Source organism: Brenneria uluponensis (genome assembly GCF_032395385.1).
Lineage (GTDB): Bacteria > Pseudomonadota > Gammaproteobacteria > Enterobacterales > Enterobacteriaceae > Prodigiosinella > Prodigiosinella aquatilis.
The window spans coordinates 4,050,253-4,062,714 of record NZ_CP135917.1; the positions used below are offsets into that span (position 1 = coordinate 4,050,253).

The 12,462-nt window shown below is 47.4% G+C and carries 11 protein-coding genes; 4 read left to right on the forward strand and 7 right to left on the reverse strand.

The genetic code is table 11. From position 1 onward, the window contains the following. Position 1: 1 nt before the first annotated feature. A complete protein-coding gene (locus RS889_RS18755) occupies positions 2–1,954 on the forward strand; it encodes a MacB family efflux pump subunit (protein WP_315711116.1) in 1,953 nt (650 codons plus the stop codon). Positions 1,955–2,270: 316 nt separating this feature from the next. On the opposite strand, the gene idnD is transcribed toward RS889_RS18755, so the two are convergent. From idnD to RS889_RS18770, 3 genes are all read right to left on the reverse strand, one after another. After that, positions 2,271–3,314: an L-idonate 5-dehydrogenase gene (gene idnD / locus RS889_RS18760; RefSeq protein ID WP_315708342.1), complete on the reverse strand. Its 1,044-nt coding sequence runs from the start codon at positions 3,312–3,314 to the stop codon at positions 2,271–2,273. Further along, a complete protein-coding gene (locus RS889_RS18765; RefSeq protein WP_315708343.1) occupies positions 3,314–4,678 on the reverse strand; it encodes an MFS transporter in 1,365 nt (454 codons plus the stop codon). The genes idnD and RS889_RS18765 overlap by 1 nt, the downstream gene beginning before the upstream one ends. A gap of 115 nt (positions 4,679–4,793) precedes the next feature. Further along, entirely contained in the window at positions 4,794–5,561 is a 768-nt protein-coding gene (locus RS889_RS18770) for an SDR family oxidoreductase (RefSeq protein WP_315708344.1), read from the reverse strand. 405 nt (positions 5,562–5,966) lie between these two features. Between RS889_RS18770 and RS889_RS18775 the strand changes: the two genes are divergently transcribed. Next, positions 5,967–7,220 carry an enolase C-terminal domain-like protein gene (locus tag RS889_RS18775; protein ID WP_315708345.1) on the forward strand — a complete coding sequence of 418 codons (1,254 nt, stop codon included), beginning with the start codon at positions 5,967–5,969 and terminating at the stop codon, positions 7,218–7,220. 237 nt (positions 7,221–7,457) lie between these two features. Here the strand turns inward: RS889_RS18775 and RS889_RS18780 are convergent, their stop codons facing one another. The 4 genes from RS889_RS18780 to RS889_RS18795 all read right to left on the reverse strand — a co-directional run bounded on the left by RS889_RS18780 (position 7,458) and on the right by RS889_RS18795 (position 10,880). Next, positions 7,458–8,174, reverse strand: coding sequence for a FadR/GntR family transcriptional regulator (locus RS889_RS18780; protein WP_315708346.1), 717 nt, complete (start codon positions 8,172–8,174; stop codon positions 7,458–7,460). A gap of 387 nt (positions 8,175–8,561) precedes the next feature. After that, positions 8,562–9,461, reverse strand: coding sequence for a Dyp-type peroxidase (locus RS889_RS18785; protein WP_315708347.1), 900 nt, complete (start codon positions 9,459–9,461; stop codon positions 8,562–8,564). A gap of 206 nt (positions 9,462–9,667) precedes the next feature. Then, positions 9,668–10,258: an RpoE-regulated lipoprotein gene (locus RS889_RS18790; RefSeq protein WP_021014578.1), complete on the reverse strand. Its 591-nt coding sequence runs from the start codon at positions 10,256–10,258 to the stop codon at positions 9,668–9,670. Between the two features lie 196 nt (positions 10,259–10,454). Continuing rightward, complete coding sequence (locus tag RS889_RS18795; protein ID WP_021014577.1) at positions 10,455–10,880, reverse strand: GNAT family acetyltransferase; 426 nt, start codon at positions 10,878–10,880, stop codon at positions 10,455–10,457. 175 nt (positions 10,881–11,055) lie between these two features. Here RS889_RS18795 and hemF point away from each other — a divergent pair, with 175 nt between their 5' ends. Both hemF and RS889_RS18805 read left to right on the forward strand, forming a co-directional pair. Next, on the forward strand, positions 11,056–11,991 hold the full coding sequence (gene hemF / locus RS889_RS18800) for an oxygen-dependent coproporphyrinogen oxidase (protein WP_315708348.1): 936 nt from the start codon (positions 11,056–11,058) through the stop codon (positions 11,989–11,991). Continuing rightward, positions 11,991–12,446: a YaiI/YqxD family protein gene (locus RS889_RS18805; RefSeq protein ID WP_315708349.1), complete on the forward strand. Its 456-nt coding sequence runs from the start codon at positions 11,991–11,993 to the stop codon at positions 12,444–12,446. The genes hemF and RS889_RS18805 overlap by 1 nt, the downstream gene beginning before the upstream one ends. Positions 12,447–12,462: the final 16 nt, after the last annotated feature.

Here is a 12,462-nt window from a genome sequence, read left to right on the forward strand (position 1 = left end):
GATGGCGATTCCTTTACTTCAACTCACCAATATCACACGTCGTTTTGTTAACGGCGATCAAACTACTGAAGTCCTGAAGAACATCAATCTTACCATTCAGAGCGGAGAAATAGTCGCGATTGTTGGTGCGTCAGGTTCGGGGAAGTCAACACTCATGAACCTTCTCGGCTGCCTGGACAAGCCCTCTGAAGGCGACTATCAAATTGCAGGACGCTCGATTCTCTCACTGAATAACGATCAACTGGCTGAACTACGGCGTGAGCATTTTGGCTTTATTTTTCAGCGTTATCATTTACTCAACAACCTTACTGTTCAGGATAACGTAGAAGTACCGGCTATTTATGCGGGAAAAACACGCCATGAACGCCAACAACGATCTATTGAATTGTTGTCCCGGCTGGGGTTGGGAGAGCGCATTCACTACCATCCAAGTGAACTGTCGGGAGGTCAACAGCAGCGTACCAGCATTGCCAGAGCACTGATGAATGGCGGCGACGTCATTCTGGCGGACGAACCCACCGGGGCGCTGGACAGCACCAGCGGCCAGGAAGTCCTGAACATATTGAAGGAACTGCACCAGCAGGGACAAACCATCATTATCGTGACTCACGATATGCACGTTGCCCAACTGGCCGAAAGAATTATCGAACTAAAGGATGGTGAAATTATTACCGACAGCCGGACAAGCTCCGCAGTCCCTGTGGTTACGCCCAAACCGGCAGCAACGATCATCACCGCGAATCCGTTCAGCCAGTTCCGTAACCGCTTTTTTAACGCATTTGAAATGGCTTTACGCGCCATGAATGCCCAGCGGATGAGAACATTTCTGACCATGCTGGGCATCATTATCGGTATCGCTTCCGTCGTTTCTGTCGTCGCGCTCGGCAAAGGATCACAACAACAAGTATTGGCAAATATCAACGCCATGGGTACCAGTACGCTGGAAATTTTCCCCGGCAAAAGTTTTGGTGACATGCGTTCCAGCGCGATCCAGACACTACGGGCCAACGACATCGAGCCACTGGCTGAACAGCCTTATGTTCATAGCATAACCCCCTCACTTTCCACCAGCGCCACATTGCGCTATGGCAACATCGCGGTATCCACCAATGTCACTGGCGTGGGCGAACAGTTTTTCACTGTACGGGGATACACCATTGATGAAGGCATTACCTTTCCGCCATCCAGCGTAAAACAATTGACCCAGGATGCCGTTATCGATCAAAACACCCGGGCAGAGTTGTTCAGTCCAGGGGAAAATCCAATTGGACAGGTTATTCTGCTGGATTCTTTGCCTTGTCGGGTGATTGGTGTTGTCACCCGTAAACAAAGTGGTTTTGGCAGTGATGACAATCTGAATGTCTGGATTCCCTACACCACCATGATGTGGCGTATGGTCGGCCAGTCCTATCTCAAAAGCATTACGGTAAGAGTAAAAGATAACGTTGATCTCAGCGTAGCCGAGCAAGGCATCACGCAAGTACTGACCCGTAAACATGGTACCAAAGACTTTTTTATCATGAATACGGACAGTATTCGCCAAACCATTCAGAAAACGACATCGACCATGACACTGCTGGTTTCGCTGATCGCTCTGATCTCGCTGATTGTCGGTGGAATTGGTGTGATGAATATCATGCTGGTTTCAGTAACGGAGAGAACACGAGAAATAGGCGTTAGAATGGCGGTCGGTGCCCGCACCAGCGATATTCTACAGCAGTTTCTGATTGAAGCTGTCCTGGTGTGTCTGCTTGGTGGGTTTCTGGGCGTGATACTGTCTTTGCTTGCCGGCGTTATCTTCAGGCAGTTTACCAGCAGCTTCTCCATGGTTTATTCCACAACATCCATTATTGTAGCGTTCTTATGCTCCAGCCTGATTGGCGTGATATTTGGATTTTTTCCTGCCAAACGGGCCGCAAACATGCAACCTATCCATGCGCTGGAAAGAGAGTAATCTAATGAAAAATAGGCGTATTCTTATCTGAATCGAGAAAGAAACACACGCAAGAGTACCACTCTAATTCCTGGTTGAGTAAAAGAGGCAGGATATTTGCCGTTTCTACTAACTATACCCGCCATCTTTCAAATTGCAGATGCGTTGTTTGCCCTCACTCACCGCCAGCCATTTACTGGCGGTGGGCAGTTGGGGATTTACTCGGTTGTCACCCGCCTGAAACTTGAAATCTATTGGGTATAGATATGAATAAGCTGCCATTATCCGGCGGCCAATATATCTGGTAATCCCATATTGATCGCCTCAAACATGGCATTCAGAATTTAATCTGTACTTTTGATGATACTGTTTTATCAGCAGCGGTGATCAGCGCCATTTCAATATCTTCCGGTTTATATTCACCACTCAGTAAAGGTAGCGGATCAATACGGTGATCTTGTAACCACTGTACTGCGGTTTCAAATTCACCGACAAAACGGAATGATCCGACCCAACGAATTTCCTTCACCAACATCGACATTACCGGATACTCCACATTTCCCGCGCCCATTCCGACCTGCACGACAGTGCCAGCCGGTCGCGTCAGCGACACAGTCGACTGGACGCCCGCCACGCTGCCGGAAGCCTCGAATACGACATCAAAATAACCGTTATTTTCGAAATAGAGCGAAGCATGCTCTTTCTCCATCGGGTTAAATGTAGCGGTTGCACCCATTTCACGGGCTAATTCCAGACAACGACTGCTGATGTCAGAGGCCACTAATTCAGTGGCTCCGGCGCTGCGTGCAGCCGCAAGAATCAAACAACCAATAGGCCCCGCGCCAATAACCAACACTTTTTTGCCAACCAACGAACCCGCTACATTCACCGCGTGAATGGCAACAGCCAAAGGCTCGGCGAAAGCCATAACTTTAGGAAGCGTCTGCCCATCATAAGGAATACATTGTTTTTCATTCACCACCACATATTCCGAAAATCCGCCGTTAACATGTGGGGTAAACTGGGCGCTCCCCATAAAACGCATAGTAGTACAAAGATTCTGTTTCCCTTCCAGACAGAATTTACAGTGGTTACAAGGCTGTGATGGATTAATAGCTACAGGCTGACCGGCATATAATTTGGAGCCGATAGGTGATTTGCTGACGATACCGACAAACTCGTGGCCAACTACCATCGGTTGTTTCAGAATCGACATACCTGCTCGTCCATGCTGGTAGTAGTGAATGTCAGAACCGCAGATACCACCGCAGTCCACTTTTATCAGCACATCATTCTCTCCATATTCCAGTTCACGCTGTTCCACACGCACATCTTTTTCACCATAGGCGAAACAGGCTTTACAACTCATTGTTTGGTTCATTATTTAGCCTCAACATTAAGGGATTTCGCAGTAGATTGCGGTATTGAAGATTTTCCGGATTCAGGAGGGACGATGACTTCGATCTTTCCAACCAAAAAGGCATAGGCCAGCAACCCGATAAGGGCAACAGCGGCGATGTACCACATGGCATAATGAAAATTATTGGTACGCTGCAGAATTACGCCAATAACGATAGGACTGATGACACCGGAAAGATTGCCGCAAATATTCAGGCAACCACCCATGGTGCCAATAAAATTACGCGGGATAATATCACTCCATACTACCCATCCAAGATTGGAAAAGGCATTTGCAAAGAAGGCGATAGACAGAATCGCAATAGCAATTACAGGTTGGTTTTCAAAGAAATTGACCAGGCAGATAATCATTGTCAGGAACAAACCGGACATTACTGGCAGTTTGCGGGAAAAAGTACGTGACTTTCCTTTCTTCAACAACATGTCACTCAAGGTACCGCCGCACAGTACACCAGCCATCGCCATCATGTACGGGAAGGATGCCCCCAGACCAGCCTTGGCAATTGACAGGTTAAGTCCTTTCTCCAGATAAACGATAAACCAGGTCAAGAAGAAATACAGGGTGGAAGAACAAGCGAACTGGGCAATAAACAGTCCCCATATGGTACGTTTTTTCAGGAAAAAAGTGATATCACTCCAACGAACCTTATCACTGACATTGGTCTGATTTTCCGAGCCATAGCCACCCCCTTCACGAATATAGTCCAGTTCAAGCTGATTGGTTTTATCACTATGCTGAGGATCACGGTATTTCATCAGCCAATAAATGCCGAACAGTATCCCCATGCCGCCAGAGAGATAAAAAGACATTTCCCAGCCATAGATCGCCACAATGAATGACAGCACAGGCGTTAACAGTGCCAGACCAATATATTGTGCGCTGGAGTAAATAGCCGTAGCACGGGCACGCTCATGATCCGGAAACCAGGTAGCGATGATCTTGGTATTGGAAGGAAAAGAAGGTGCTTCAGCCACTCCGATCAATGCCCGGCAGGTTAACAACATCATGAATGAGGCTGTCGTGGTGACAAACAGGTGATGGGAAGAAAACCCCATCATAAAGGTAAATATGCTCCACAGTATGATGGCGGAGCCATACAACATACGTGAACCAATACGATCGAGCACATAGCCAATCGGGATCTGGCTGGCGGCATAAAACCAGGTAAACATCGAGAATAACAGGCCAAGCTGAGTGGCGCTTAAATCAAATTCGGACTGAAGATTGCTCCCGGCGACGGAAAGGTTGGCTCTATCCATGTAATTTATTGCCGTCACAGTAAATAACAGTGACAGAATAAAAAATCTTGATTTTGTTGCTTTCATTTTTTTGTCCTGGTCAATTGTTAGTTTTTCTTTTATTAACAGATAAATAAGCAGGTTTAATCCACGGCAGAGAAATGCCGTGGGTAGAGCCTTGATCAGGTAAGATGTGGCTTGGTTACAACACGGCCAGCCAACCGCCATCGACGTATATAATCTGACCATTGATGTAGTCAGAGGCTGTAGAGGAGAGGAATACAGCGGTACCAATCAGTTCTTTCGGGTGTCCCCAACGTTTAGAGGGATTACTGGCTTTTACCCAAGCATCAAACTCTTTATTCTCTATCAGAGCGGTATTCATATCCGTGAGGATGTAGCCTGGGCCGATCGCATTGGTCTGAATATTAAATTCCGCCCATTCTGCGGCCATGGAACAGGTGAGTAGTTTAATCCCACCTTTTGCCGCAGTATAAGGTGCGACAGTAGGACGTGCGGCCTGACTGGTTAATGAGCCAATGTTGATGATTTTTCCGCCATTTCCCCGGGAAATCATCCGTTTTGCGGCAGCACGTGAAACAATAAATGCACTGGTCAGATTGGTATCAATAACGCGTTTCCACTGCTCCAGTTCCAACTCAACCATGGGTTTTCGATATTGAATACCTGCGTTATTGATCAGGATATCCACGTACAGGCCTTGCTGCTCCAGCGTGGCAAACGCACTTTCTACCTCGTCTTCATTTGTGACATCAAAAACTATGCTATTTGCCTGATAGTCTTTCTCGCGTAATTTCTGTACCGACGCATTCAGTAAGTCTTCTCGTATGTCATTTAAAATCACACTGGCACCAGCAGCAGCCAGCCCTTCGGCATAGGCAAAACCCAGACCACGAGCAGAACCCGTAACCAACGCTGTTTTTCCTGTTAAATCAAATAGAGCTGACATAACAAAATCCTCATTTTTCATCATTAAAAGAAGAAATAGACACCACCAACTTGTATGACGTCATTTGTATTTAAATTGTTACACAGCTATTTTTAAATCAACATAAATTGGTTACTTTTGGAATTACGATCACAAAACAAACTTTTAATAGTTTTGGTAAACAAATAAAATTACTTATTTTTCAAATAAATAAAAACAATAACAACAAAAAATATTGCCATCATCATTTTCTTTTCGAGTGTATAAATAATGAAATAGCAAAAAAACAACTTGTATGACGACATATAAGTTGATAGATATGATTGCAGGCAATAACTGGATGTTTGTTGTTGATGGGAACGAGCATATGTCTGCGTATTGGACAATAAACCCAATTGGTTTTAGCATTGAAATTAAGGAGTTACTGTGAGTAGTGTGAAGATCACCGCAGTGAAGACCATCCTGACAGCACCAGGAGGAATTGATCTGGCAGTGGTAAAAATCGAGACCAGTCAACCCGGCCTTTATGGCCTGGGCTGCGCTACCTTTACCCAACGGATTCATGCAGTTAAAACTGCAATTAACGAATATATGGCACCTTTCCTTATTGGTAAGGAGCCAACACGTATTGAGGATATCTGGCAATCTGCCTGCGTCAGTGGATACTGGCGAAATGGCCCGATTATGAATAATGCCCTTTCCGGCGTGGACATGGCATTGTGGGACATCAAAGGCAAGCTGGCCGGGATGCCGGTCTATGAATTACTTGGCGGTCGATGCCGCGATGGGATCCCTTTGTATGTTCATACCGATGGGAGTGACGAGCTTGAAGTCGAAGACAATATCCGTGCGCGTATGGAAGAAGGATACCAGTATGTTCGTTGTCAGATGGGCATGTATGGCGGCGCGGGTACCGACGATCTGAAACTGATTGCCACCCAGTTGGCGCGAGCAAAAAACATCCAACCCAAACGATCTCCGCGCAGCAACACGCCGGGTATCTATTTCGATCCTGAAGCTTATGTAAAGAGCGTGCCGCGGTTGTTCGAGCACTTACGCAATAAACTGGGGTTCGGAATTGAGTTCATCCATGACGTTCATGAGCGCGTAACACCCATTGCCGCTATTCACCTGGCAAAAACCCTGGAGCAATACCAGCTGTTTTATCTTGAAGATCCCGTAGCACCAGAAAACATCGACTGGCTGAAGATGCTGCGCCAACAATCCTCCACGCCTATCTCAATGGGAGAGTTATTTACCAGCATCAATGACTGGAAACCGCTGATCACCAATAACCTGATCGACTATATTCGCTGCCATGTCAGTACTATCGGCGGAATCACCCCAGCCAGGAAACTGGCGGCGCTAAGTGAAATTCATGGTGTACGTACTGCCTGGCACGGTCCTGGGGACATTTCACCAGTAGGAGTTTGCGCCAATCTGCATTTGGATATGAGCGTAACCAACTTTGGCATTCAAGAGTACACACCGATAAATGACGCATTACGTGATGTGTTCCCTGGATGCCCGGAGATAACGCAGGGTTATGCCTATCTAAGCGAGCGTCCTGGGCTGGGAATTGATATTGACGAAAATAAAGCCGCCAAGTACCCCTGTATTGGCGGCATTCCATCCTGGACCAACGCCCGCACACCGGATGGCACGGCATCCCGTCCTTGAGAGCGTAAAATGGCTGCCTGGCAGCCATTCAGACGGCTGACAAGCCTATGTATGGGGCCCAAACGGTGATAGTGGGATAGCTGAGTAAAACACCTGTGTCGGGGGGGGGGGCAAAGCTTGGCTTACAGTAATGCACTCGCAGCATCTTTACCTTCCCCCCCCATTCTCACCGCTATAGCTCTTTGTTATAAGCCAGAGGCAATCTGAAATGTCTGTCTGTGCAACTGTTTCAATTATCTATTCATTTTTCGATACTGACTGTTTTAGCTTTTCAATCGCAATAACATTATCTGACATTGCTTCATTGAGTACCGCTACGGCGGTAGAAGAGTCACGGTTCTTGATAGCCATGAATACTTTGATATGTGCCTCGACACTTTCTAGCGAGATACCCAATGCTCGATTCAGTTCCTCAAGGTAGTAGTAGTAACTATCCTTAATGGAATTCATTACATTGTAGAATACCTTGTTCTGTGAAGCCTTAGCGATCGCCAGGTGAAAATCAAAATCTGCCTGAGAATATTTTTTATAGTCATCCCTGTTTATTAACATGCGATTCAATGCCTGTTCCAGCGCAGAAATATCCTCCGTGGTTGCATTCTGAACAGCCAACTCCATACATTTGAATTCAACAGTCTGGCGGAACACCATCATATCGTGAAACTCTTCCCGACTGAGATGCATGATCGGCTGTTGCTCATTGAGCAGGGTATGCAGATTGAGTTTCTCAGTAACAAAGCTACCTTTCCCATGCTGCGTAATCACAATACCCAGATCGCGTAAACGTTGCACGGCACTACGGATGCTGACACGGCTGACATTAAACGATGCTGTCAGTTCAGACTCTGAAGGGAGCTTACAGCCTGCCGGCCAACTGCCATCCAATAGTTTTTCCTTAATTTGCTCATATACCGCATCGACGACATTGTGTTTTTGTATTGATTGGATGCTCATAATCCTTATCGTATAAGTTGTCCTACAACATATCATTGGTATAGCATGCGGCATGAAACGTTGACCACTGTTTTGTGCTCTGAATCTAACGAAAACGTGGCGACACCAATACTGACAGTACCCTTTTTCCGTTCCCGCCTTGCCAAGGATTGTCTTCTGGTTCCCATATCACCGACGAAAGAAAATGATGATTATTGCCAGCACGACACCGGTATCATCGACCAGACGTTGTAGTGTGATAAACAGAATATTGCCAATGCCGGGTGTGGACGCAGTCACACCATCTTCCCCGATGAATTATCAGCATTTCCTACAGGTTAATTATTTTCCCCATAAAAAACAGGCACCGTTGAACGGTGCCTATATAACAAAATACGGGTTAATGCGTTACAGCGATAGCAAGCGATCAAGAGAGGGTGCAAAGAAATAGCTGCCGCTCACTGCGCGGGTAAAACGCAACATATCGTCACGTTTCCCGTCACGTTCACCGAACATGCTCAGCAGTTGTTGTTCTATATTGTACAGGCGGGCACAGTAGGCGATGAAGTAAAGACCGTTTTTGCCGCTGGCCGTCCCGTAAGGTAAGCTCTGACGCAGAATTTTCAGCCCCTTGCCATCTTCTTTCAAGTCAACACGGCTGACATGAGACGTCGCTGGTCGTTGATCTGACGACAATTCTTCATTGTCCTGTTTAGTGCGACCAATAATTTGTTCTTGCTGCCCTACGCTCATCCGCTGTAACTGCTTCAGGTTATGTTCCCAACGCTGAACGAAAACATAACTGCCGCCCGCTCCAGACTTCTCGTCAGGAATAATGGCAACACTATGACGCTCATCACCTTGCGGGTTTTCGGTACCATCCACAAAACCGCTCAGATCGCGCTCCTCTATCCAACGAAAGCCATGAGTTTCTTCTTCGATATGGATGGTCTTACCAAAACTGGACAGCACTGCCTGTGCCAAAGTGAAATTGACATCGTGGCGCAGAGACTGAATATGAATCAACAGGTCGCGCTGGGTAGCGGGTGCCAGGCCGTTACCTAATGGCGTGAAAGGTTTAAGCTCTGTCGCACTGTTTTCACAGTCCAACTCACGCCATACGTCGTCACCAAACGCAATAACAGCTCCCAGGCCAGCATCAGGGAAACGCTGCTGCAACTCACTCAATGCCTGACAAAACTTTTTGCAACCCTGGCGGATGGCATCAAATTCCCCTTGAACCATCGCTTCCATAAAAATGGCAAAACGGCGATGCTCCAGCAAAATACCGCTTTGAATTTGTGTCATCTCTTGCTTCCTCACGTTATTCAGTGCCTTAGTTGTTATCTGGCATCCACCATGCGCAGCCTGCTCATCATACCGGATACGGTAAATTTTACTTTGCTTCAGCGCAAAATGTTCCGGTAATCACATCGGTAAAGAAAGAAACTGGGAAATACGCTGGCGATAGGGGGTAACAAGGCGCGCGCCACAGACGCAACGCCTATAAATGCTCAGTTTCTGGCTTGGGCATGCCAGATAATTTTACTGACCTTCCATTTTTTCAGCATATCGTCAGGAGGCATCAACCCTTCCGGCCCACTCCATGTCCCAGAAAACAGGTAGCTAACGTGTTTGCTTTGCGGAGCAACACACTCCACACTTTGTGCGTTATTACCCTGCCCTAATCGACAAACATCAAACGCTTTACTGTAGTACGAACCGAATTCATCACCAATTTTCACACCCCATTGGCTGGCAATGCTCTTATCCTGTACTTCCACCTTGTTCACATGGCCTTTAGGCTCGCCGCTAATCACCAGCATCACGTTGTTATCTTTGCGAGCTTCATAAAACGCTGTCAGCTTGCCATTTTCGATACCCATGCCACTGAGCAGGGAGTAATTGCCATTCAGCGCTTTATCCAATACCGGCTGTGACAACGGCGTACCGGCGTTGATTCCCCCAACACCAGCATCAGAAACAGTGATTGGACTACCAAACCAGTTGAACGGCGACAAGCTAGACCAGGAAAAACCAGAAAGCGTACTGCATCCCGACAATAGCAGCGGTAATGCCAGAAACAACGGGCGGACTTTAATCACAACTCACTCCTCAAAATGAAACAGCACCTGATTTTTACTTGTTGGACCGATGGTGCAGACCTCAGCCGTTATGTCAGACGGGTAAAAAAACAAAAAGTGCCGCAAAACGGCTATATAGTTTAATCCTTATCAGTAAAAAAACCTGGATACACTGGGCGACCACCGCGTCGTGCGTCTCTCTGGGGAGAGACACAACCTAATACTCCTGATCTTCAATCAGTCGTTTACCCAATGTCACACTATCGACAGTTTCGTAATCCAGCTTTTCATACATCCCGATAACTGCCTCATTATCTTCTCGCACCATCAGGTGGATTTTCGGGCAACCACGGGCAATCAGCTTTTTCTCCAGGCGATTGATCAACGCATTGGCAATACCTCGGCCGCGAAAATCCGGATGGACACCAAGGTAATAGGCGGAGCCACGGTGACCGTCATAGCCACCCATTACTGACCCCACCACCTCGCTACCCACTTCAGCCACCAAAAATAAATCAGGATCATGGTTGAGTTTACGTTCAATATCCATTTCCGGATCATTCCAGGGACGCAACAGATCACAACGTTCCCAAAGGGTGATCACTTCCTCAAAGTCATCTTGCCTGAATATGCGAATTTCCATTGCTGATTGCCATTCGATAAATTAGGGATGTTTTGATTATCGCGTGATTTGTGTCAGACGCAACATCAAATTCATAGGCTTCTGACGGGAAAATACGAGTAACTGCGCTGATATTCATCTGCCGCCGATTCCCGTTATACTGGCTGCTTTCTCCCCCCTCATCATAAGGGACATTATGAGCACACCTGATATCAACCAGGTCAAAAGCTTTCTGCTTTCCTTGCAGGATACGATCTGTCAGCAATTAGAGCGTATTGATGGCGCTGTAACGTTCAAGGAAGATGCCTGGGGACATGCCTCTGGCGGCGGTGGTCGCAGCCGCGTATTGCGACAAGGCAGTGTGTTTGAACAGGCGGGCGTCAATTTCTCTCATGTATCAGGTCCATCTCTGCCGCCATCGGCCAGCACTCACCGACCAGAACTGGCAGGCCGTCGATTCCAGGCAATGGGCATTTCATTGGTTATCCATCCGTTAAGCCCTTACATTCCCACCAGTCATGCCAATGTGCGTTTCTTTATCGCGGAAAAGGAAGATGAACCCGCAGTATGGTGGTTTGGCGGTGGCTTCGATCTCACGCCGTTTTATGGTTTCGAAGCAGATGCCGTACACTGGCACCAAACCGCCTACAATCTGTGTAAACCGTTTGGTGATGACGTCTATCCGCGCTACAAGAAATGGTGTGATGACTATTTTTATCTCAAGCATCGGAATGAGGCCAGAGGCGTTGGTGGTCTGTTCTTTGACGATCTGAACACCCCTGATTTCAACACCTGTTTTGCTTTTATGCGAGCCGTGGGTGAAGGCTTTCTAGATGCCTATTTACCCATTGTGAATCGCCATAAAGACATGCAATGGGGTGAGCGTGAGCGTCAGTTCCAGCTCTACCGTCGTGGGCGCTATGTGGAATTCAATCTGGTATGGGACCGCGGCACGCTGTTTGGACTGCAAAGCGGTGGACGCACTGAATCTATTCTGATGTCAATGCCGCCGCTAGTAAGGTGGGAATACCAGTATCAACCCGAACCCGACAGCCCTGAAGCCGCGTTGTACCACGATTTTCTGCCAGCCCGTGACTGGCTGGGATTATTTGATGAAAAAGGAAAATACTAATGCCGGTTATTTGGGTAGATGCCGATGCCTGTCCCAACGTGATCAAAGAGGTGCTGTATCGCGCAGCGGAACGGACAGAGACACCAGTAACGTTGGTTGCCAATCAATCGCTCAAAGTACCACCTTCGCGTTTTATTCATACCCTGCGAGTACCCGCAGGTTTTGATGTGGCAGACAATGAAATTGTGCGCCGTGCCAAACCTGGTGATTTGGTGGTGACCAGCGACATTCCGCTGGCCGCAGAAGTCCTGGAAAAACAGGCGGTGGCGCTTAATCCTCGTGGAGAGCGTTATACGCCGGATACCATCCGTGAACGCCTTACATTACGTGATTTCATGGATACTTTACGCTCCAGTGGTATTCAGACTGGTGGCCCCAACGTCCTTAACCAGCGGGATCGACAACAGTTTGCCAACGAGCTGGATAAATGGCTACAGCAGAAGGCCGCTTCCTGACAGGGATAAAAAAGCC

What these genes read in the sequence shown, in the direction of transcription:
- RS889_RS18795 (WP_021014577.1), bottom strand. Translation starts at nt 10,880, where the DNA reads ATGGAAATTCGCATATTCAGGCAAGATGACTTTGAGGAAGTGATCACC.
- RS889_RS18805 (WP_315708349.1), top strand. Translation starts at nt 11,991, where the DNA reads ATGCCGGTTATTTGGGTAGATGCCGATGCCTGTCCCAACGTGATCAAA.
- RS889_RS18780 (WP_315708346.1), bottom strand. Translation starts at nt 8,174, where the DNA reads ATGAGCATCCAATCAATACAAAAACACAATGTCGTCGATGCGGTATAT.
- RS889_RS18755 (WP_315711116.1), top strand. Translation starts at nt 2, where the DNA reads ATGGCGATTCCTTTACTTCAACTCACCAATATCACACGTCGTTTTGTT.
- RS889_RS18785 (WP_315708347.1), bottom strand. Translation starts at nt 9,461, where the DNA reads ATGACACAAATTCAAAGCGGTATTTTGCTGGAGCATCGCCGTTTTGCC.
- idnD (WP_315708342.1), bottom strand. Translation starts at nt 3,314, where the DNA reads ATGAACCAAACAATGAGTTGTAAAGCCTGTTTCGCCTATGGTGAAAAA.
- hemF (WP_315708348.1), top strand. Translation starts at nt 11,056, where the DNA reads ATGAGCACACCTGATATCAACCAGGTCAAAAGCTTTCTGCTTTCCTTG.
- RS889_RS18770 (WP_315708344.1), bottom strand. Translation starts at nt 5,561, where the DNA reads ATGTCAGCTCTATTTGATTTAACAGGAAAAACAGCGTTGGTTACGGGT.
- RS889_RS18765 (WP_315708343.1), bottom strand. Translation starts at nt 4,678, where the DNA reads ATGAAAGCAACAAAATCAAGATTTTTTATTCTGTCACTGTTATTTACT.